The following is a 19555-nucleotide window of genomic DNA, read 5'->3' on the forward strand; positions in this document are numbered from 1 at the left end:
ACTTCGCGGCGGCGGTGCCTATATCGGCCCGCGACTCAATTACAGGAGACTTTGATGGCCGATACCCTGACCTTCACCCTCGACACCGGAAATGGCGAAGGCGGCGACGTCGTCATCAAGTTGCGGCCCGACCTGGCGCCCGGCCACGTCGCGCGCATCACCGAGCTTGCCAACGAAGGCTTCTACGACGGCGTCGTGTTCCACCGGGTCATCCCCGGCTTCATGGCGCAGGGCGGCGATCCGACCGGCACCGGCATGAGCGGTAGCGACAAGCCCGACCTCAAGCAGGAATTCAACGCCGAGCCGCACGTGCGCGGCACCTGCTCGATGGCGCGGACCAACAATCCTGACAGCGCCAACAGCCAGTTCTTCATCTGCTTCGACGACGCGCGCTTCCTCGACCGCCAGTATACGGTGTGGGGCCAGGTCGAGAGCGGCATGGAGCACGTCGACGCGCTGCCGAAGGGCGAGCCGCCGCGGCAGCCGGGCAAGATCGTGAAGGCGACCGTCTCCTAGGGCATCGTCTTCAAGCGCCGTTCCTGGAAGGCGAACCGGGCCGCCTTGGCCACGTCTTCCTGGAACGAGCGGTTCACCAGCAGTCCGACCGCCGATCCGGCGATGGGCACAACCATGCCCAGCCGGCGGCGGAACGTGGCAAAGGCCATCGCGCGGCTGATCCGCTCGATCGCGGCATCGACCATCGGGGTGGCGGCGTCGCCTGTCACCGGTTTCAGCGAGCCGTCCTCCGCGATGGCCTGCTCGATGCCAGCAATGCGCTGCGCGCGAAGTTCTGGATCGTCGAGCGCCGCCAGTTCGAGGATCTGGAGGCGGAACAGCTTTTCGGCTTCGCCCTTGCCGTCGAAGCCGTAAGCGCGGCCGGTGTCGCGGATGCTCCTGAGGGCGATTCCGAGCGACGCCGGAATGTCGAGACCGGCTGAGATCGCTCCGCCGAAACCGGCCGCGGCGCCGGTCGCGCCGTTCACGTTCTTCGCCAGGCGTTCGATTTTTCGAGCCGCTTCGCGCGCGGCGTCCAGATCGGCCGGATCGTGCCGCATCGCGGCAAGCGACGGCGCGCCCGCCGCGGCATCGATGCCTTTCACGACCGATTCGACGACCGAGTTAGGGACGACGCTGGCTATGGCCTTGCCGAACGGATTGGTCAGGCGCTCGATGCCCCGGCCCAGGCGGGAAGGCTTGGCGTTGCGATAGGCGGCTTGCTCTTTGCGAATGTCCACTGAGATGCTCCCTAGGTGTATTCCGGAAACACTCGAGACCGAGCTGGCGTTCCGTCAGAGTTCGGCCTTCACCAGCCAGTCGTGAAACAGCCGCACCGGCCGCTGGTCGAGGTCGCGCGGTCGGCATACGAACCAGTATGAGTACGGACTTTCGACATCGATGTCGAACAGCCGCGCCAGCCGTCCGTCGCGTGCGCGCGTGAAGTGATCGTCATGCATGATCGCGATGCCGAGGCCCTGGGCTGCGGCTTCGAGGATGAGCTGGCCCGAATCGTAATGGTCGACCGCGGCCGGTTCGAACCCTTGCAGTCCCACTGCCTCGCGCCAGGCGACGAAGCTGTCGGGCAGTTCGTTGTGGACGAGGAAGGTCTGCTTCGACAGCTTCGTCCTGTCGGGCACTCCGCCAACTTCGGCCGCCAGTTCCGTCGAGGCGATCGCATAGACGCGGTTGTGATCGAGGCGGACGGAATGGAGCGAAGGATCCGGTTCGTGGGTCAGGATGATCGCAGCGTCCAGCGTGTCGCCGACCCGATCGAGCAGGTGCGGACCGGTATCGATGTCGATGTGCAGGCGCGGGTGGAGCTTGCGCAGTTCGGGCAAGCGGGGAAACAGCCTCTGCCCGCCGAACAGGGGCAGCACGCCTAGGTGCAGGCGCATGACGCCGACGGTGTCCGACTGCGATTCGACCGCCGCCGCGAGCGCCTCGATGTGCGGCGCAACCGCATCGTGAAACGCGCGCCCGTCGTCGGTCAGCTGCATCGCCTGGTGGGCGCGGGTGAACAGCTTCCTGCCGACGAAATCCTCGAGCGTCCCGATACGGCGCGAGAGAGCCGACGGGCTGAGACCCAACTCGGTCGCCGCCGCGCGCGCGGAGCCGAGGCGGACGACGCGCAGGAAAGCCTCGAGCGCGCGAAGGGGAGGAAGGCGCCTTGACATAAAGCAAAGATGATTACTGCCGCGACCCTTGTCGAGCCGAATTTTTCCGCAAGTGCGAAATAGCGTGAGGGCTAGCCCTCGTCCTCCGAAGGAGGATGAAGGCGCATCCGCTTGACGTGGGTCTCGTCGGCCTCCGTGACTTCGATCCGCCAGCCGCTGGGATGGGTCAGGATCGTGCCGACCTCCGGTACGGCTTCCGCCAAGACGAATGCCAGCCCGCCGAGTGTGTCGACTGCCTCTTCAACCTCGCCGAGGCGCGGATCGATCGTTTCGGCGACATCGTCGAGCTCGGCCCGCGCGTCGCAATCCCAGATTCCGTCGGGCAGGGGGACGATCCAGTCGGGTTCCTCGTCGTCGTGCTCGTCCTCGATCTCTCCGACGATCTCCTCGACCAGGTCCTCGATGGTGATGATCCCGTCGGTGCCCGAATATTCGTCGAGCACAACGGCGAGGTGAATGCGCTGCTGTCGCATGTCGGCGAGCACGTCGAGCGCGTTGCGCGCCTGCGGCACGAACAGCGGCTGGCGCATCAGGCTCGTCCAGTCCTCGGGCGGGGCTGCGCCCGTCGCGATGATCGGGAACACGTCCTTGATGTGCATCATCCCGATCACGCTATCGAGGGTGTCGCGGTAGACCGGCAGGCGGGAATGCCCGTGCTCCGCGAATGCCGCCACGACCTCGTCCCAGGTTGCCGCCGCGCTCAGCGCGATGATCTGGCCCCTGGGAATGGCGACGTCGTCGGCATCGTGCTCGGAGAAATGAAGCAGGTTGCGCAGCATCTGCCGCTCGACCTGGGACAGGTCGCCGTTGGCCGGCGACGCGACGCCGTCTTCGGCTTCCGCCGCATCATGTTCGTCGATCGCTTCCTCGAGCTGTTCGCGCAAGGAGCGTTCGCCGTCGTCGGTTTCGAAGAACTTGCGGATCGCGAGCCAGAGCCCGCGGTTACTGTCCGCTTCTCCCGGTTGGGAATCGGTATCGGGCATGGCCCTGTCTAATAAGCCCCTGTGGTTCAGACGTTCCCATATGGGTTGTCGATGCCCATAGATGCAAGGGCCTTGATCTCAAGCGCTTCCATCGCGTCGGCGTCGTCCGGATCGATGTGGTCGTGACCGGCGAGATGGAGCAGGCCATGAACGATGAGGTGCGCGGCATGGTGCTCCACCGCGATGCCCTTGTCGTCCGCCTCGTGGCGACAGGTTTCCCAGGCGAGGGCGATATCGCCCAGCAGCTCGTGCGGCCCGTCGGGGGCTCGCGACAGCAGGGTCTCCCGGTCGATCATGGGGAAGGACAGCACGTTCGTCGGCTTGTCCTTCTCGCGCCACTCGCGATTGAGGGCGTGAACTTCCTCGTCGCTGGTGAACAGCAGGCTCGCCGACAGGCGATCACTGGCGAGTTCGGGCGCCACCTTGCTTGCCGCCTCGCTGGCGCGTGAGGCCACCTCCGTCCAGTCAGGCGGGGCTGGCCAGCCGTCGATCTCGATATCGAGCGTCAGCTTGAAGGGCCCTCGTACGCCTCGACGATGCGCCCAACGATCGGGTGACGCACCACGTCGGCCGCGGTGAAGCGGCTGACTGCAATTCCCTCGACGCCCTCGAGCTTGTCGACCGCGTCGGCGAGGCCGCTCATCCGGTCGCCGCCCGGTATGTCGACCTGCCTGGGATCGCCGCAGACCACCATCCGGCTGTTCTGGCCGAACCGGGTGAGAAACATCTTCATCTGCTCCCGCGTCGTGTTCTGCGCTTCGTCGAGGATGATGAAGGCGTCGCTCAGCGTGCGCCCGCGCATGAAGGCGATCGGGGCGACCTCGATCACACCGCTAGCGAGGTGCCGTTCGACCTGTTCGGGCGGCAGGCAGTCGTAGAGCGCATCGTAAAGCGGGCGGAGATAGGGATCGACCTTTTCCTTCATATCGCCCGGAAGGAAACCAAGCTTCTCACCCGCTTCGACCGCGGGCCGCGACAAAATCAGCCGCTGGACGCTGCCGCTGATGAGCTGGCTGACCGCCTGCGCCACGGCAAGGTAGGTCTTCCCGGTGCCAGCAGGGCCGAGCGCGAAGATGATCTCGTCCTTCGCCAGCTGCTGCATGTAGGGGATCTGGCCCGCGCTGCGCGGGACGATCGTCTTACGGCGGGTGCGGATCATGATGGGCGGAGCGTTCTCGCCCCCGCGCACGATTCCTTCGAGCGTTGGCTCGACCGACATGGCGATCAGTCCCTCGATCGCACCGGCATCGAGCTCCTGCCCGGTGGCAAGCCGGTCGTACATCGCTTTCAGCGTGTCGCGGGCGCGGGCGACGGCATCGTCGCTGCCTTCGATCTGGACGCGGTCCCCGCGGGCCGAAATAAACACGCCAAGGCGATTTTCGACCTGCACGAGATTGGCATCGAACTGCCCGAAGAGGGGCCCCAGAAGGCGCTGGTCCTCGAAGGTTATCTCGGTCCTTGCGCGCCGTGGAGGCGCGGAGGGAGAAAACGGAATGGCGCCGTCGGCGCGGGCAGGTTTGCGAGCCATGAAAGCCTGATGGGCCCTCCCTTGCTGTATCGAGTCGGGAATCTAGGCACGCTTCGGCACATGGCAAGCGAAGGGGATCAAGGTTGTCGGGGAAATCGGGCGACTTGCCAGCGAAATGCGCCGGGCGCATCGTGACGACGTAGGTTCATCTGCGTGGAGTCGCGCCATGAGAAAGTCGCTTCTTGTCGTGTCGTTGCTGGCTCTTGCCGCGTGCACGGAAAAAGCACCGTCGGATTCCGAGGAGGCTGCGGCACCCGCCACGACTGCCGCGACGTCGCCCGCGCCCGCCGATCGCGAGGAGGAGGACATCCGCCAATTCCTGTTGCAGGAGTATCCCGACGCGACACCGATGCAGTATGCCCTGGCATGGAGGGACTTGAACGGGGACGGTGCCGAGGAGGCCATAGTCCATCTCGTCTCGAGCTATTTCTGCGGCACAGGCGGCTGCAACACTCTTGTCCTGACCCCCGCTGGTCCCATGTGGAGCAAGGTCGCCGAGATCAGCGTGTCCCGCACCCCGGTGACCGTCCTCGACAGCAAGACCAACGGCTGGAATGACCTCACCGTATCGATTGCGGGCGGCGGCGGGCCGGCGGGCATCGCGCTGCTCAAACATGACGGAAAAAGCTATCCGTCTAACCCGACCGTTCCCCCGGCCGAGATCGTGGCCGAGGCAGGCACCGAAGTGATCACCGAAGACCCGGTGTTGGTGAAACTGGAGGGCGAAAAGCCTTCAGGCGGGTAGCGCTTCCAGCGTCAACGGGCGCGCCGCAAGCGAGTTGGGGCCCGCCTCGACGAGTTCGACGTCCACCATGTCGCCGATGGCGTAGTCTCCCTCGAACCAGACCGACTGGAGCCAGGGCGACTTGCCGAGCCACTGGCCGGGCTTCTTTCCCTTGCGCTCGACGAGGACCGGGCACCGTTTGCCGACCGAAGCCGCATTGAACGCCAGCTGGTCGCGGTTGAGGGCCGCCTGAAGGCGCTGCAGGCGCTCGTCCATGACCTCCGGGGCAATCTGGCCATCCATCGTCGCGGCGGGCGTGCCGGGGCGGGGCGAGTACTTGAAACTGAAGCACTGCGAGTATCCCACGGCATCGACGAGACGCAGCGTTTCTTCGAATTCGGCATCGCTCTCGCCGGGGAAACCGACGATGAAATCGCCCGACAGCGCGATGTCGGATCGCGCGGCGCGGAAGCGTTCCAGGAGGCGAAGATACTGGTCGGCGGTGTGGCTGCGATTCATTGCCCGCAGCACGCGGTCGCTGCCGCTCTGCACCGGCAGATGGAGAAACGGCATCAGCTTCTCCACCTCGCCGTGCGCCGCGATCAGTCCATCGGTGACGTCCGACGGGTGGCTCGTCGTGTACCGGATACGAACCAGGCCGGGCAGTTCGGCGAGGGACCGGATCAGTCCGTCGAGCCCGATGGCGCGCCCCTTTTCGTCCGTGCCTGTCCAGGCGTTGACGTTCTGGCCCAGCAGCGTGATCTCGCGGGCCCCGGCATCGACCAGTTTCTCGGCTTCACGAACCAGATCACTGTAAGGACGCGATATTTCGGCCCCGCGCGTGTAAGGGACGACGCAATAGGTGCAGAACTTGTCGCAACCTTCCTGCACTGTCAGGAACGCGCTCGGCCCGATCCTGCGGCGCGCGGGGAGGGCATCGAACTTGGCGATCGCGGGCATGTCGGTATCGGTCGCGCGGTGGCCTTGCACGGCGGCGTCGAGCATCTGCGGCAGCCGGTGGTAGGCTTGCGGGCCGACGACCATGCTGACCCCGGGCGCGCGGGCCATGATCTCTTCTCCTTCGGCCTGGGCCACGCATCCGGCGACGGCGATCAGAGGCGCCTTGCCGGCTTTCTCCCCGTCCTTCACCAGGCGCCCGATGTCGGAATAGACCTTCTCGGCCGCCTTCTCGCGAATATGGCAGGTGTTGAGCACGACGAGGTCCGCGTGCTCGCCGTCCGCCGCAGGCGCGATGCCCTGTGCCGCGAGCAGTTCGGCCATGCGCTCGCCGTCGTAGACGTTCATCTGACAGCCGAAGCTCTTGACCCGGTAGGTCCTGGGGGGCGGGGTAGGGCGCATGGGGCCGGCCCGTTAGCCGAAAACGCCGGGAAGGGCTAGGGTCCGGGTCCTAGCGCGCCATCGCGGAAGCGATCTCGCTGCGTGCGGTTGCCGAGATGGTCTTGCGATCGGTAAGCGCCTCGCCCGACAGCGGTTCGAGGAACACCATCGTCAACCTGATCGGTCGCAACCGGGCGAGGATGCGCTTGAAGTTGTCGAGCCCGTGTTCCTCCCCGACCCAGGCGATCCGCGCCGCGTCCTCGTAGGCGAGGAGAACCGGCTGGACTGCGACCCCCGCAGGTAGCGGAACGAGGGCGGACAGAAGCGAGGACTTGAACGGCAGCAGCCCGGTGCCGTCGCTCGTCGTCCCCTCCGGGAACAGAGTGAGCGAACCGCGCGAATCCATCGCGAGGCGGACCTGTTCGACCTGATCGGCGATGCTCGTCCGGCTGTGCCGCGCGATGAACACCGTCTCGTTCATCTCGCAGAGCCACTTGAGAACAGGGAAGGCGGTGAGCCCGTCATGCGCGACGAATGCGCTGCCTGTCGCATGGGCGAGTGCTGGGATGTCGAGCCAGCTGACGTGGTTGGCCAGCAGGAGCGCGCCGCGGCGGGGTTGACCCTCAATCCTGATGTGGAGCCCGGCGATCATTCCGATCGCGGCCAGGAACACGCGCGGCCACCAGCGGCCAGCTCCCACGAGTTTCCACAGGAGGTGAAGCGGCGCGCACAGCACCAGCATCAGGATCATCAGAAGGAGTCGAAAGACGATGAGCGCCCAGCCCAGCGGGCGAATCCGCGGAGCGGGCAGCGCGTGCGCCATCAGCTCTCGCGGTCGAGACGGACCCCGTAGAGTTCCATCCGGTGGTCGACGAGCCTGTAGCCGAGCTTCTCGGCAATCTGGCGCTGCAACGCCTCGAGCTCCGGATCGACGAACTCGACGACCTTGCCGGTCTCGACGTCGATCAGGTGATCGTGATGCGCTTCGGGGGCGGCCTCGTAGCGAGCCCGCCCGTCCCCGAAATCATGGCGGTCGAGAATGCCGGCTTCTTCGAACAGCCGGACGGTGCGGTACACCGTGGCGATCGAGATCTTCGGATCGATGGCCGACGCGCGCTTGTGCAGCATCTCGACATCGGGATGGTCTTCGCTGGCCGAGAGAACCTGCGCGATGACCCGGCGCTGTTCGGTAATGCGCAGTCCGCGCTCTGCACACAGTGCTTCAAGATCGATGGTCTGGTGCAAGCCCGGCTCCGAATTGGTGTCGCGCCGCGGAACCTAGGGCTCCGCGGCGCGACTGCCAAGTGTCAGGCGGATTTCTTGCGGCGTCCGCGCTTTTGCGTCGGGTTCCGGCCCAGGCCGATTTTCTTCGCAAGGTCGCGGCGCGTTTCCGCATAGTCGGGAGCGACCATCGGATAGTCCGCACCCAGGCCCCAGCGTGCGCGATACTCGTCGGGCGTCATGCCGTGTTCGGTCATGAGGTGCCGCTTGAGCATCTTCATCTTCTTGCCGTCTTCAAGGCAGACCAGGTGGTCCTTCTTGACCGAAGAGCGGATCGAGACAGCCGGCTCCGGCTTCTCTTCCGCAACGGGAGCGGAACCCCCGAGACCTGCAAGTGCACCATAAACGGCAGTGATGAGCGAAGGGACATCCTCCACGGAGACATTATTGTTGCTGACATGTGCAGCGACGATGTCGGACGTGAGTGTAATCAACGTCTCCGACAAGTCGGTTTCCATATTATCCATTTGAACCTCGTGCGATCGAAAGTCCGCAGGTTCGCCGACCCAACTCCCCCGCGTGGATCAGCTTAAGCATTTTTCTTACGCCCGAACAAGTCGAGCCCGAATCGTTCGTTCTGAATCTGCGCGGTTTTAAAGATCGAGGATTCAAATCCGCAGTGCGAAAGTGATCGCGTCGAGTTTCTGCCCGTCGGATGTCTGGTAATAATCCTTGCGCTGCCCGATCGCTTCGAAACCCATCCTGCGATAAAGTGCGATAGCCGGGTTGTTGTGCCTTGCCTCGAGGAACAGGCGCTCCGCCCGGCGCGTCCGTGCATCGGCGACCGCCTGCGTGATCAGAGCGTGTCCCAGGCCGCGACCGCGCGCTTCGGGCACGACCGCGACGAGCAGCAGTTCCTCTTCGCCCGGCGCCGCCCTGACGAGGGTGAAGCCCGCCGCCTGCTCGTCGCTTCGCGGCTCGACGGCATCGCGGGTAAGCAAGCGATAATGCGTGTGCGGGAATGTCAGCGAGTCGCCGACCTGGCGGCGCGTCCACGCTTCGCCCCACAGCGGATCGAAAGCCGCCTCCATCACCGCCATGATCCGGTCCAGATCGTCCATCATGCGGGGAGGCGGGCGTCTGGGCCGCGGCCGTAGATCGGCGCTATCGTGTCCGTGAATGATGCCGCGCGGAGCAGGCTTGCATGGCGTGCATCGGGAAGCATGGGGCGAGCGGAGAAACCTGTCCCCAACAACTCCGCAAGTTCCGCGGCGCGGGTTCCTGCGATCGCATGTGCAGCGCCACGATTTCTGGCCGCATCGGGCGTGAGCGAGGCGAGCGGGGTGAGGGGCTCGCCTGCCGGACCGAAGTCCTGCACGAACCATTCGCCGTGACCGCCGGCCATGCAGACCGTCAGGCGATCGGCCGGCTCCCCGGCGAGTGCCATCGCGGCGACGAGGTCCAGCGTGGGGTATCCCGTGACCTCCGCCCCCCAGGCGATCGCCAGCGCGTTGGCCACCGCCATGCCGATGCGGACGCCCGTGAAGCTGCCGGGGCCGAGCGACACCATGATCCGCTCTGCCCGGCCGCGACCGGGCAGCGATGCGATCATCGGCACGAGGTGTTCGGCGTGGCCGCGGCCGAGGACGCGATGGTCCGCGGCGACGAGATGGTCACCGTCGCTGAGCGCGATCGAACAGGCTTCGGTCGCGCATTCGATCGCCAGGGTTCGCATCCCGCGACCCAAGACTATCGGGGGCTCACGCGCAAGAGCGCATCAGGCGATGCGGTTGAACTTCGCGAATTCGGGGCGCGGACTGCGACCGAAAATGGAGGTGGCATCCCCGTAACCGATGGAGCAGATCCAGTCGGCCTTCACCCTGGGCTCGTCGGCGAAGAATTCCGCGGTGACCTTGTCGAGATCGACTCCGGACATCGGGCCGCAGTCGAGGCCGAGCGAGCGGGCCGCCAGCATCAGGTATGCGCCCTGCAACGCCGAATTCCGCGCGGCACCTTCCTTGCGCAGCGCTTCGTTGCCTTCGAACCAGCTTTTCGCATCGGTGTGCGGGAACAGCCAGGGCAACTCCTCGTGAAAGTCGATGTCGTAACCGATGATCACGCAGACGGGCGCAGTGCGGATCTTCTTCTTGTTGTTCTCGGAAGCGAACTCGGCGAGCTTGTCCTTCGCCTCCTGCGACTTGCACCAGACCAGGCGCGCCGGCTGCATGTTGGCCGAAGTCGGTCCCATCTTGGCCAGCTCGTAGATGGCCTCGATCTGTGCCTCGCTTACCGGCTTGTCGAGCCATCCGTTGTAGCTGCGCGCTTCGCGGAAAATCTGGTCGAGCGCTTCGTCGCCCAAGGGGCGGTCGTGGAACTGCTTGGTCATGGGAATCCTTACGCGGCGCGAACTTCGGTGACTTCGGGGATGTAGTGCTTGAGCAGTCCCTCGATGCCGTGCTTGAGTGTGGCGGTCGAGGAAGGACAGCCCGAGCAGGCGCCCTGCATCTGCAGATGCACCACGCCGTCGCGATATCCCCGGTAGACGATGTCGCCGCCGTCGTTGGCGACAGCGGGACGGATGCGGGTTTCGAGAAGCTCGTGGATCTGGGCGACGATGTCGGCGTCTGCCGGGTCATCATCGACGACCGGCTGGTCTTCGGGCGGGACCGAGAAACCGGCTGCTCCTCCCGCGAAAAGGGGCGCGCCGCTGACGAAATGGTCGAGCAGGACCGCGACCACCTGCGGCTTCAGCTGGGACCAGTCGGCCCCGGGACCGGCGGTGACGGATACGAAGTCTGAACCGTAGAACACGCCCGTGACTTCACCGGTATCGAACAACGCTTCGGCGAGCGGGCTGGCCTCGGCGGCTTCGGGCGAAGCGAATTCGCGGGTGCCGGCGGGCATGACCTGTCGGCCGGGGAGGAACTTGAGCGTCGCCGGGTTCGGCGTGGTTTCCGTCTCGATGAACATATCCGAAGATGTAGGGATGGGCGCGGTGCGCGGCAAGGACGGCGCGCCCAGAGCGTTTCTTCGCCCACATTCACTATCCCTTCACTTGGGGACCCACTATAGCGTCTTCATGAGCCTTTTTCCGCGTGCCTTGCGGCACCTTGCGCCGATCCTCCCGCTTTTCCTGATCTCCTCGCCGGTACCGGCGCAGGAGAAAACCGGGGCACTGGCGCCCCAGCATCTCCAGACGGGCGCGCAAACGCCGTGGATCTATCGGGGAAGCGACGTCCCGCGCGACAAGGAGTGGATGTTCGGCGAGATGCCCAACGGGCTGCGCTATGCCGTGCGCAAGAACGGGGTGCCGCCCGAACAGGTGTCCATCCGCGTGCGGATCGATGCGGGTTCGATCCACGAACAGGATCACGAACAGGGCTTCGCGCACCTGCTGGAGCACATGACTTTCCGCGAGAGCAAGTACCTGGCGAACGGGGCCGCCATTCCGACGTTCCAGCGGCTCGGCGCGACCTTCGGCAGCGATACCAACGCCGAGACGACCCCGACACAGACCGTCTACAAGCTCGATGTGCCCGAGGCGAATTCTGGCAAGCTCGAAGAGGTTTTCAAGCTTCTGTCGGGCATGATCCGCGAGCCTACTCTTTCAGCGAAGGGGCTGTCCGAGGACCTGCCGATCGTGCTCGCCGAGAAGCGCGAGCAGGCCGCCGCGGCGCAGCGCGTTGCCGAGGAAAGCCGCAAGACCATCTTTGCCGGGCAGCGCCTCGCGAACAGGTTGCCGATCGGCACGGAAGCTACCCTGACGGCTGCCACTCCGCAGACGGTGCGGGCATTCCACGACCGCTGGTACCGGCCCGAGAACACCGTGATCGTGGTCGCCGGCGATGCCGATCCGCGCGCGCTTGCCTTGCTCGTCGAGCGCTATTTCGGCGACTGGAAGGGCCGCGGCCCCCATGTCGAGCCGCCCGATTTCGGCGACCCGGTTGCTCCCGCCGGTTCCGATCCCGCGAATCCGGTCGGCGAAACCGCGGTCCTGGTCGAGCCGGACCTGCCGCGCACGATGACATACGCGGTCATGCGCCCCTGGCGGCAGGTCAACGACACCATCGTCTACAACGAAGGACTGCTGCTCGACTCGCTGTCGCAGGCGATCATCAACCGGCGCCTCGAATCGCGGGCGCGCGCGGGCGGATCGTACCTCTATGCGCAAGTGAACCAGGATGATGTCAGCCGCACCGCCGACGCGACTTTCGTGAGTTTCGCGCCCCTGACCGAAGATTGGCAAACGGCGCTCGCCGACGTCCGCGGTGTCATCGCAGACGCGATCGCCACTCCGCCGACGCAGGAAGAGATCGACCGGGAAATGGCCGAGTTCGAGGTGGCGTTTGCCAGCTCGGTCGAGCAGCGGGCGGTGCTGGCCGGATCGAAGCTTGCCGACGACATCGTCCAGGCAGTCGACATCCGCGAAACGGTCGCTGCGCCCGAGACGGTGCTGCTCGTGTTCCAGGGCATGAAGGACAAATTCACTCCGGAGAATGTGCTCAAGCACACGCGCGCCCTGTTCAGCGGACCGGTGACCCGGTCGGTCTACGTCACCCCCGACGCGTCCGAGGCAAATGCCTCCGCACTGCGCACGGCCTTGCTAACCCCTATCGCGGCAGACGGCAGCGCGCGACTGGCGGCGAAGAGCGTCTCGTTCGACCAGCTTCCGCCTGTTGGACCTCCGGGGACGATCGCCGAGCAGTCCCCGCTGGGCATTCTCGGTATCGACCGCGTCAAGTTCGCCAACGGCGTGAGTGCCTTGCTGTGGAGCAACAATGCCGAGCCGGGCCGGGTGACGGTCAAGGTGCGTTTCGGTTCGGGCCGCCGCGCCTTTGCGCCCGAGGATGCCGTGTACGCCTCGCTCGGCGAGGCGGCGCTCGTCGGCTCCGGTGTGGGCGAACTGGGGCAGGAGGAGCTCGACCGCATTTCCACTGGTCGCAGGATGGGCTTCGACTTCGAAATCGAGGAGGGCGTGTTCACCTTCGCGGCACAGACCCGCTCGGCCGACCTGGCCGACCAGCTTTACCTGTTCGCTGCAAAGCTCGGCATGCCCCGCTGGGATGCCAATCCCGTGATCCGGGCGCGGGCCGCGGCCAAGCTTGCGTACGAAAGCTACGCGACGAGCCCCAACGGTATGCTCGAACGCGACCTCGAGTACGAATTGTACGGCCGCGATTCGCGCTTCGAAACGCCCGCTCCGCCGGAGCTCGACGCTGCGACGCCTGAAGGTTTCCGCAAGGTGTGGGAGCCGCTGCTGGCGCAGGGGCCGGTCGAGGTGCTGGTGTTCGGCGAGTTCGACAAGGACGCGACGCTCGAGGCGCTGCGGCGGACCTTCGGTGCTCTGCCCGCGCGCCAGCCGATCCCGGCGGACGCTCTGGCCCGTGCGACGAACCTTGCCAGTGCCTCTGATCCGCGCGTGCTGTTCCATCGCGGCGACGATAGCCAGGCTGCTGCCATGGTCGCGTGGCCGACCGGTGGCGGTGTCGTGGGCCTGCGCGAATCCCGCCAGCTCCAGATCCTCAGCGACCTGTTCAACAATCGCCTGCTCGACGAGATGCGCGAACGGACGGGCGCGAGCTACTCGCCACAAGTCGTCAACGACTGGCCGGTCGACGTCGAGACGGGGGGATCGATCAAGGCGCTGGCCCTTATCCGGCCGCAGGATGTTCCGGCCTACTTCGCGGCGACCGAGCAGATCGTCCGTGACCTCGTCACGACCCCTGTGACTGCCGACGAGCTGGCCCGGGTGACCGAGCCGCTCAAGCAGTCGGTGAGCCGCGCCTCGACCGGAAATACCTTCTGGCTCTGGCAGCTCGAAGGCGCGTCGGAAGATTCGCGCCGGGTCGCGCTCCTGCGGACACTGCTGGTCGACTACACGCAAACCACGCCCGAAGCGATGCAGGCGCTTGCGACCAAGTACCTCGCAAGCCGCCAGCCGTTCCGGTTGGCAGTCATCCCGCAAGGCCAGCAGCTCGCGACGGCCCCGGCCTCCTCGCCGCCGGCGGGAGGTCGCTGACGCACCGCTCGGGACACCGCGCCTTCATCGCGGCCAAGATTATCGCGCTTGGCCCGGGTGGTCCTTTGCGGTTCGGAGGGGTTCCGCCTAAAGCATGATACCCGCAACCGACCGACGAAGAGACTGTGGCAAGTAACTGGACCCCTGAAAGCTGGCAGGCGCACGAAGCGCGTCACCTGCCGCAATACGAAGACGCCGCCGCACTGGCCGACGCCGAGAAGACGTTGGCGAGCTATCCGCCGCTTGTCTTCGCGGGCGAAGCGCGTGCGCTGAAGGCCGATCTGGGGGACGTGGCAAACGGGCACGGTTTCCTCCTCCAGGGCGGCGATTGCGCGGAAAGCTTTGCGGAGTTTCACCCCAACAATATCCGCGACACCTTCCGGGTGCTGCTGCAGATGGCGGTCGTGCTCACTTTCGCGAGCAAGCGCCCGGTGGTGAAGGTCGGGCGGATGGCCGGGCAGTTCGCCAAGCCCCGCAGTTCCGATACGGAAACGCAAGGGTCCGTGACGCTGCCGAGCTACTTTGGCGACAACGTGAACGGGATCGAGTTCGAGCCTGACGCCCGGCGCAACGATCCGCAGCGCATGGTGCGCGCCTACTCGCAGGCGGCGGCGACCCTCAACCTGCTGCGGGCCTTCGCTGGCGGCGGTTATGCCAACTTGCGGCAGGTGCACCGGTGGACCCTCGACTTCATGGGCCGATCGCCGTGGGCCGACAAGTTCAAGGACGTGGCCGACCGTATCGGCGAGTCGCTCGATTTCATGGAGGCCTGCGGGGTCAATCCCGAGACTCTGCCGCAGCTTGAGCGGACGACGTTCTACACCAGTCACGAAGCGCTCTTGCTGCCTTACGAGCAGGCGCTGACCCGGCAGGACAGCCTGACGGGCGACTGGTACGATTGTTCGGCGCACATGCTCTGGATCGGCGACCGGACACGCTTCCCCGGCAGCGCGCATATCGAATTCGCGCGTGGCATCGGCAATCCCCTCGGAATGAAGTGCGGGCCGAGCCTGGAAAGCGACGACCTGCTCAGGTTGCTCGATACGCTGAACCCGGCGCGCGAACCGGGGCGGATCACGCTGATCAGCCGGTTCGGACACGACAAGGTCGAAGCGGGCCTGCCGCGGCTGGTGCGTGCGGTGCAGCGCGAAGGCCACCCGGTCGTGTGGAGCTGCGACCCGATGCATGGCAACGTCGTCAAGTCGGACAGCGGCTACAAAACGCGCCCGTTTGATCGCATCCTGTCCGAAGTGAAGGGCTTCTTCGCGGTTCACCGCGCGGAAGGAACTCATGCCGGGGGTATCCATATCGAGATGACCGGGCAGGACGTGACCGAGTGCGTGGGTGGCGCCGTCGCCATCACCGACGAGGCGCTGGGCGATCGCTACCACACGCATTGCGACCCGCGGTTGAATGCCGCGCAGTCGCTCGAACTGGCTTTCCTGCTCGCCGAGATGCTGAATCTCGAGGCGCAGACCCGGCCGGCGGCCGCGGCTTAGGGGACAAGCAAGGTCGAACCTGTCGTGCGGCGGCCTTCGATGTCGCGGTGCGCCTGCGCGGCCTCGGCGAGCGGGTAGGTCTGGCCGATCTCCACGGTCAGCCTGCCGCTCTCGATGAGCGACCATAACTTCGCCGAACCCTCCGCGCGCTCGGTGGGCTCGCGGTAGTAGTCGAACAGGGTAGGGCGGCTGACGAACAACGAACCCGCTGCGGCCAGGCTGCCGAGGTTGACGCCCGTCACCGGCCCGCTGGCATTGCCGAAACTGGCGATCACGCCCCGCCGACCGGTTGCTGCAAGCGATGCCTCCCACGTCGCTTTGCCCACGCCGTCATAGCTCGCGCGCACGCCCGCTCCGCCAGTGATCTCCCGGACCTGCGCAGCAAGGTCGCCAGCACCGGCGTCGATCGCATGCTCTGCTCCGAGCGCGAGTGCGCGGGCGCACTTTTCTGCCGAGCCCGCCGTTGCGATTACCCGAACGCCGCGCGCGACGAGCCATTGCACGAGCAATTGCCCGACACCTCCCGCCGCGGCGTGGACCAGTGCCCAGCCACCGGGCGTCACCGGCGCTACCCGCTCCGCGAGCATCTCGGTCGTGAGGCCCTTGAGCAGGACCGCTGCGGCCACTTCCAGGCTGATCCCCTCGGGCACCTTGAAAAGGCTGTCCTCCGTGGTCAGCTGGTAATCTGCATAGGCTGCACGGTTGGGGCCAAACGTCGCGACGCGGTCGCCGACTTTCACGTGCGTAACTCCGTCGCCCGTCGCCTCGACCGTGCCGGCCGCTTCGAGCCCCAGCGTCCCGGGGAGGTCGATCGGATAAAGGCCCGAGCGGTGATAGGTGTCGATGAAATTCAGCCCGACCGCGGAATGGCGCACCAGCACCTGTCCGGGACCGGGATCGGGAAGCTCGATCTCACGCCACTGGATGACCTCGGGACCGCCAGTTTGCTCGATGATTGCTTGCCGTGTGCGCATGGAAAGTCCCCTTACCCCGTAATGTAACGCTTCGGAGCGATGTAACGAAGGACAGGGACACGGCAAGGCCGGGAACAAAATTCGAACAACGGGGTTCACAACGTGCACCGGGTCGCTCATCATGGACGCGACTCCGCAGCGAGAGGGGATTGGTCGGTGTCGCAGGCCGGGGCAGCAAGTCATTGCATCACAGGCGAAATCAACGATCGATTCGTTGCAACGCGCGCACTGAGCGAGGCTCTCGCGGCGCCCTTATCCGATGCCGACGCGACGATCCAATCGATGGACGACGCCAGCCCGACCAAGTGGCATCTCGCGCATACGACATGGTTCTGGGAGACGTTCCTCCTGCGCGATCACGTGCCGGATTACCGGTTGTGGCGCGAGGACTGGCCGTTTCTGTTCAATTCCTATTACGAAGCGGAAGGCGCACGGCTTGCGCGACCGAGCCGAGGCATGTTGTCGCGTCCCACGCTCGCGGAAATCGTCGAATGGCGAACCCACGTTACTTCAGCGATGACGCCGCTGCTCGACGATCCGGCGCTGGCGCCCTTGATCGAACTCGGCATCGCGCACGAGCAGCAGCATCAGGAATTGCTGCTGACCGACATCAAGCATGCCTTGTTCCAGAGCCCTATGGGGCCGGCGATGTGGGAGGCGCCCGGTGCTGTTCAGCTGGATCCCGTGGATGCCATCACATGGCTTGCCCACCCGGGCGGCATTGCGATGATCGGCCACGATGGGGGCGGGTTCGCCTTCGATAATGAAGGCCCGCGCCATCGCGTGCTTCTCGAGCCGTTTGCACTTGCCGATCGACTGGTGACCAATGGCGAATGGCAGGAATTCATCGACGACGGCGGCTACCGGAACGTCGCCGTGTGGCTTTCCGATGGTTGGGCGTGGGTGCAGGCGGAAGGGATAGGCGCGCCGCTGTACTGGCGTGAGGGCGACCACTTCACGCACAGTGGCTGGCAACCGCGCAACCCGCACGCGCCGGTCACGCACATTTCCTATTACGAGGCGGACGCCTTCGCCACTTGGGCCGGAGCCCGCCTGCCGACCGAGTTCGAGTGGGAGGCGATGGCGCAGCGAAATGACCCCGACGCGGGCAACCAGCTGGACGGTGCCGGCCCCCCGCTGCCGACTGGTGGCAAGAGCTTTTTCGGCGATTGCTGGCAGTTCACGCGGTCGGCCTATCTCCCTTATCCGCGCTTTCGCCCGGCCGAAGGCGCGGTTGGCGAATACAATGGCAAGTTCATGAGCGGCCAGGTCGTCCTGCGCGGCGCGAGCTGCGCAACGGTCCGTGGCCACTCGCGCGCCAGCTATCGCAACTTCTTCTATCCCCACCAGCGGTGGCAATTCACCGGGCTGCGCCTGGCAAAGGACGCTTGATGCCTACATCCAAAGGACTGAGCCTCGTCGAGACGGACGAAAATGGCATCGCCACCGCGTTTCGCGGCGACGTTTTGCAGGGGCTCTCCGAGCCGCAGAAGGCTGTCCCGGCGCGCTGGTTCTACGACGACGCCGGTTCGGAGCTCTTCGAAGACATCACCCGCCTGCCGGAATACTATCCGACGCGTGCCGAGACCGAGATACTTTCGACCCGCGGCGACGAATTCCGCGCCCTTATCGGCGAAGGGCGCGCGGTGGTCGAGTTCGGGTCGGGCAGTTCGGTCAAGACGCCGCTGCTGTTGGAAGCGATTGCGCCTGCGGCCTACGTCCCGCTCGACATCGCGGGTGACTTCCTGCGCGCCTCCGCCGATGCGCTTGCCGCGAAGTTTCCCGGCCTTCCGGTCCATCCCGTCGAGGCCGACTTCATGCGCAAGGTCGAGTTGCCCGATGCCGTCGCGAACTTGCCCAAGCTCGGTTTCTTTCCGGGTTCTACGATTGGCAACATGGTCGCGCGGACCGCGACCGACCTCCTGCGCACGATGCGTGCGACGCTGGGCGAGGGTAGCCGTCTGCTGATCGGGATGGACCTGATCAAGGATCCCGCGGTTCTCGAAGCGGCGTACGACGACGCGCAAGGTGTGACCGCTCGATTCAATCTCAACCTCGCCGAACGCATCAACCGTGAACTGGACGGCACCATCCCGGTCGAAGCATTGCGCCACGTTGCGCGCTGGAACGACGACTTCGCGCGGATCGAGATGCATCTGCAAGCGACCCGGGCAATCGCGTTCGAGGTCGCGGGACACAGGTTCAGCATGGCGGCGGGCGAGACGATCCACACAGAGAACAGCCACAAGTTTTCCCGGCGCAGCGCGAACCTGCTTCTCTTGGCTGGCGGGTGGACCCCGCGCGCCCGGTGGACTGACGGGGAAGGCCTGTTCTCGCTGATCCTAGCCGATGCGACCATCCCGCGCAGCGCGCCCTAGCGCTCCGGTCATGGTGCGGTCATCAAGCCCAGTGTAGTGTGCCCGGGCGATGGACCTGAAGACCTTCATCGATTTCACGGCTGACCTGATTCGCGAGGTTCCGCGTTCGGGCCTGCTTATGGCTACCGTCGCCGCGATCGTCGGCAGCTTCCTGGGCAGTGCGATCGCTCGGCGCGGGGTCGCGGGCGGACGTGCCCTGGCCAGTGTCAGTACGCTGGCCCTTGCCGGTATCCTCGTCGTAGTAGTCCTTCAGGTTTCGCGCTTCGATCCCCGTCTGGACGTTGCCGTGCCCCGGCTCGGACTCCCCGCCCAGACCGTTGCCGGCGGCGAGACGCGCGTACCGATGGCGGCCGACGGTCACTTCTGGATCGAAGCGCAGGTCAACGGGGTGACAGCGCCGTTTCTGGTCGATTCGGGCGCGACGCTCACCGCGGTTTCGCAATCGTTCGCCGATCGGGCCGGTCTCGAACCGCGCGCAGGCGGCATGCCGGTCCGGATTTCCACGGCGAACGGGACCGTATCGGCAGAGATCACCACGATCGATACCCTGCGCTTCGGCAACGTGAAGGCCGGCGGTCTCGACGCCGTCATCGCGCCCAACATGGGCGAAACGAACGTAATCGGGATGAATCTGCTCAGCCGCTTGGCTTCGTGGCGGGTGGAGAACAACACGATGATCCTGCGGCCCAACAATCCGCAGCCGGTCGCTCAGTAGGCTTG

21 protein-coding genes are annotated in these 19555 nt (G+C 65.7%); 7 read left to right on the forward strand and 14 right to left on the reverse strand.

Annotated features, from left to right (window positions below; translation table 11 throughout):
- Positions 1 to 54 precede the first annotated feature (54 nt).
- Positions 55 to 516 carry a peptidylprolyl isomerase gene (locus A6F68_RS09065; protein WP_067678877.1) on the forward strand — a complete coding sequence of 154 codons (462 nt, stop codon included), beginning with the start codon at positions 55 to 57 and terminating at the stop codon, positions 514 to 516.
- Here A6F68_RS09065 and A6F68_RS09070 read toward each other — a convergent pair.
- The 5 genes from A6F68_RS09070 to A6F68_RS09090 all read right to left on the reverse strand — a co-directional run bounded on the left by A6F68_RS09070 (position 513) and on the right by A6F68_RS09090 (position 4682).
- Positions 513 to 1235 carry an EcsC family protein gene (locus A6F68_RS09070; protein WP_067678880.1) on the reverse strand — a complete coding sequence of 241 codons (723 nt, stop codon included), beginning with the start codon at positions 1233 to 1235 and terminating at the stop codon, positions 513 to 515. The two genes, A6F68_RS09065 and A6F68_RS09070, sit on opposite strands and share 4 nt — an antisense overlap.
- Positions 1236 to 1289: 54 nt before the next feature.
- Entirely contained in the window at positions 1290 to 2171 is an 882-nt protein-coding gene (locus tag A6F68_RS09075; protein ID WP_067678883.1) for a LysR substrate-binding domain-containing protein, read from the reverse strand.
- 71 nt (positions 2172 to 2242) lie between these two features.
- On the reverse strand, positions 2243 to 3154 hold the full coding sequence (locus A6F68_RS09080) for a hemolysin family protein (protein WP_067678887.1): 912 nt from the start codon (positions 3152 to 3154) through the stop codon (positions 2243 to 2245).
- Positions 3155 to 3180: 26 nt separating this feature from the next.
- Complete coding sequence (ybeY, locus tag A6F68_RS09085; RefSeq protein WP_067678890.1) at positions 3181 to 3663, reverse strand: rRNA maturation RNase YbeY; 483 nt, start codon at positions 3661 to 3663, stop codon at positions 3181 to 3183.
- Positions 3660 to 4682 (reverse strand): PhoH family protein, encoded by a 1023-nt coding sequence (locus A6F68_RS09090; RefSeq protein WP_067678894.1) that lies wholly within the window; start codon positions 4680 to 4682, stop codon positions 3660 to 3662. Before A6F68_RS09090 ends, ybeY begins: the two co-directional genes overlap by 4 nt.
- 166 nt (positions 4683 to 4848) lie before the next feature.
- On the opposite strand from A6F68_RS09090, the gene A6F68_RS09095 reads away from it, so the two are divergent.
- Positions 4849 to 5427: a hypothetical protein gene (locus tag A6F68_RS09095; protein ID WP_067678897.1), complete on the forward strand. Its 579-nt coding sequence runs from the start codon at positions 4849 to 4851 to the stop codon at positions 5425 to 5427.
- Here the strand turns inward: A6F68_RS09095 and miaB are convergent.
- From miaB to A6F68_RS09135, 8 genes are all read right to left on the reverse strand, one after another.
- Positions 5416 to 6765, reverse strand: coding sequence for a tRNA (N6-isopentenyl adenosine(37)-C2)-methylthiotransferase MiaB (gene miaB / locus A6F68_RS09100; protein ID WP_067678900.1), 1350 nt, complete (start codon positions 6763 to 6765; stop codon positions 5416 to 5418). The two genes, A6F68_RS09095 and miaB, sit on opposite strands and share 12 nt — an antisense overlap.
- A 49-nt stretch (positions 6766 to 6814) precedes the next feature.
- The gene (locus tag A6F68_RS09105; RefSeq protein WP_067678903.1) at positions 6815 to 7567 is read right to left on the reverse strand and encodes a lysophospholipid acyltransferase family protein; all 753 of its coding nucleotides are present in this window, start codon (positions 7565 to 7567) and stop codon (positions 6815 to 6817) included.
- The gene (locus A6F68_RS09110) at positions 7567 to 7989 is read right to left on the reverse strand and encodes a Fur family transcriptional regulator (protein WP_067678906.1); all 423 of its coding nucleotides are present in this window, start codon (positions 7987 to 7989) and stop codon (positions 7567 to 7569) included. Before A6F68_RS09110 ends, A6F68_RS09105 begins: the two co-directional genes overlap by 1 nt.
- Positions 7990 to 8051: 62 nt before the next feature.
- A complete protein-coding gene (locus tag A6F68_RS09115) occupies positions 8052 to 8492 on the reverse strand; it encodes a Ros/MucR family transcriptional regulator (RefSeq protein WP_067678909.1) in 441 nt (146 codons plus the stop codon).
- A gap of 141 nt (positions 8493 to 8633) precedes the next feature.
- The gene (locus A6F68_RS09120) at positions 8634 to 9089 is read right to left on the reverse strand and encodes a GNAT family N-acetyltransferase (protein ID WP_067678912.1); all 456 of its coding nucleotides are present in this window, start codon (positions 9087 to 9089) and stop codon (positions 8634 to 8636) included.
- Complete coding sequence (gene tsaB, locus A6F68_RS09125; RefSeq protein WP_067678915.1) at positions 9086 to 9700, reverse strand: tRNA (adenosine(37)-N6)-threonylcarbamoyltransferase complex dimerization subunit type 1 TsaB; 615 nt, start codon at positions 9698 to 9700, stop codon at positions 9086 to 9088. Before tsaB ends, A6F68_RS09120 begins: the two co-directional genes overlap by 4 nt.
- Positions 9701 to 9742: 42 nt before the next feature.
- A complete protein-coding gene (locus A6F68_RS09130; protein WP_067678918.1) occupies positions 9743 to 10351 on the reverse strand; it encodes a malonic semialdehyde reductase in 609 nt (202 codons plus the stop codon).
- 8 nt (positions 10352 to 10359) lie between these two features.
- Positions 10360 to 10935 (reverse strand): NifU family protein, encoded by a 576-nt coding sequence (locus A6F68_RS09135; protein ID WP_067678921.1) that lies wholly within the window; start codon positions 10933 to 10935, stop codon positions 10360 to 10362.
- A 109-nt stretch (positions 10936 to 11044) separates the two neighbouring features.
- Between A6F68_RS09135 and A6F68_RS09140 the strand changes: the two genes are divergently transcribed.
- Both A6F68_RS09140 and A6F68_RS09145 read left to right on the forward strand, forming a co-directional pair.
- Positions 11045 to 13984, forward strand: a complete 2940-nt coding sequence (locus tag A6F68_RS09140) for a M16 family metallopeptidase (RefSeq protein WP_067678924.1) — start codon at positions 11045 to 11047, stop codon at positions 13982 to 13984.
- A gap of 125 nt (positions 13985 to 14109) precedes the next feature.
- Positions 14110 to 15483 (forward strand): class II 3-deoxy-7-phosphoheptulonate synthase, encoded by a 1374-nt coding sequence (locus tag A6F68_RS09145; RefSeq protein WP_067678927.1) that lies wholly within the window; start codon positions 14110 to 14112, stop codon positions 15481 to 15483.
- Here the strand turns inward: A6F68_RS09145 and A6F68_RS09150 are convergent.
- Positions 15480 to 16457: a quinone oxidoreductase family protein gene (locus A6F68_RS09150; RefSeq protein ID WP_067678930.1), complete on the reverse strand. Its 978-nt coding sequence runs from the start codon at positions 16455 to 16457 to the stop codon at positions 15480 to 15482. The two genes, A6F68_RS09145 and A6F68_RS09150, sit on opposite strands and share 4 nt — an antisense overlap.
- A 156-nt stretch (positions 16458 to 16613) precedes the next feature.
- Here A6F68_RS09150 and egtB point away from each other — a divergent pair, with 156 nt between their 5' ends.
- The 3 genes from egtB to A6F68_RS09165 are packed head-to-tail and all read left to right on the forward strand — an operon-like array spanning position 16614 to position 19550.
- Positions 16614 to 17849, forward strand: a complete 1236-nt coding sequence (gene egtB, locus A6F68_RS09155) for an ergothioneine biosynthesis protein EgtB (RefSeq protein WP_067678933.1) — start codon at positions 16614 to 16616, stop codon at positions 17847 to 17849.
- Complete coding sequence (gene egtD / locus A6F68_RS09160; protein ID WP_067678936.1) at positions 17849 to 18835, forward strand: L-histidine N(alpha)-methyltransferase; 987 nt, start codon at positions 17849 to 17851, stop codon at positions 18833 to 18835. The genes egtB and egtD overlap by 1 nt, the downstream gene beginning before the upstream one ends.
- Positions 18836 to 18884: 49 nt before the next feature.
- Entirely contained in the window at positions 18885 to 19550 is a 666-nt protein-coding gene (locus A6F68_RS09165; RefSeq protein ID WP_067678939.1) for a retropepsin-like aspartic protease family protein, read from the forward strand.
- The last annotated feature ends 5 nt before the right edge of the window (positions 19551 to 19555 follow it).

Source organism: Tsuneonella dongtanensis (genome assembly GCF_001698205.1).
GTDB lineage: Bacteria > Pseudomonadota > Alphaproteobacteria > Sphingomonadales > Sphingomonadaceae > Tsuneonella > Tsuneonella dongtanensis.

What these genes read in the sequence shown, in the direction of transcription:
- A6F68_RS09065 (WP_067678877.1), top strand. Translation starts at nt 55, where the DNA reads ATGGCCGATACCCTGACCTTCACCCTCGACACCGGAAATGGCGAAGGC.
- A6F68_RS09075 (WP_067678883.1), bottom strand. Translation starts at nt 2,171, where the DNA reads ATGTCAAGGCGCCTTCCTCCCCTTCGCGCGCTCGAGGCTTTCCTGCGC.
- A6F68_RS09080 (WP_067678887.1), bottom strand. Translation starts at nt 3,154, where the DNA reads ATGCCCGATACCGATTCCCAACCGGGAGAAGCGGACAGTAACCGCGGG.
- A6F68_RS09090 (WP_067678894.1), bottom strand. Translation starts at nt 4,682, where the DNA reads ATGGCTCGCAAACCTGCCCGCGCCGACGGCGCCATTCCGTTTTCTCCC.
- A6F68_RS09095 (WP_067678897.1), top strand. Translation starts at nt 4,849, where the DNA reads ATGAGAAAGTCGCTTCTTGTCGTGTCGTTGCTGGCTCTTGCCGCGTGC.
- miaB (WP_067678900.1), bottom strand. Translation starts at nt 6,765, where the DNA reads ATGCGCCCTACCCCGCCCCCCAGGACCTACCGGGTCAAGAGCTTCGGC.
- A6F68_RS09105 (WP_067678903.1), bottom strand. Translation starts at nt 7,567, where the DNA reads ATGGCGCACGCGCTGCCCGCTCCGCGGATTCGCCCGCTGGGCTGGGCG.
- A6F68_RS09115 (WP_067678909.1), bottom strand. Translation starts at nt 8,492, where the DNA reads ATGGATAATATGGAAACCGACTTGTCGGAGACGTTGATTACACTCACG.
- A6F68_RS09120 (WP_067678912.1), bottom strand. Translation starts at nt 9,089, where the DNA reads ATGATGGACGATCTGGACCGGATCATGGCGGTGATGGAGGCGGCTTTC.
- tsaB (WP_067678915.1), bottom strand. Translation starts at nt 9,700, where the DNA reads ATGCGAACCCTGGCGATCGAATGCGCGACCGAAGCCTGTTCGATCGCG.
- A6F68_RS09130 (WP_067678918.1), bottom strand. Translation starts at nt 10,351, where the DNA reads ATGACCAAGCAGTTCCACGACCGCCCCTTGGGCGACGAAGCGCTCGAC.
- A6F68_RS09135 (WP_067678921.1), bottom strand. Translation starts at nt 10,935, where the DNA reads ATGTTCATCGAGACGGAAACCACGCCGAACCCGGCGACGCTCAAGTTC.
- A6F68_RS09140 (WP_067678924.1), top strand. Translation starts at nt 11,045, where the DNA reads ATGAGCCTTTTTCCGCGTGCCTTGCGGCACCTTGCGCCGATCCTCCCG.
- A6F68_RS09150 (WP_067678930.1), bottom strand. Translation starts at nt 16,457, where the DNA reads ATGCGCACACGGCAAGCAATCATCGAGCAAACTGGCGGTCCCGAGGTC.
- egtD (WP_067678936.1), top strand. Translation starts at nt 17,849, where the DNA reads ATGCCTACATCCAAAGGACTGAGCCTCGTCGAGACGGACGAAAATGGC.
- A6F68_RS09165 (WP_067678939.1), top strand. Translation starts at nt 18,885, where the DNA reads ATGGACCTGAAGACCTTCATCGATTTCACGGCTGACCTGATTCGCGAG.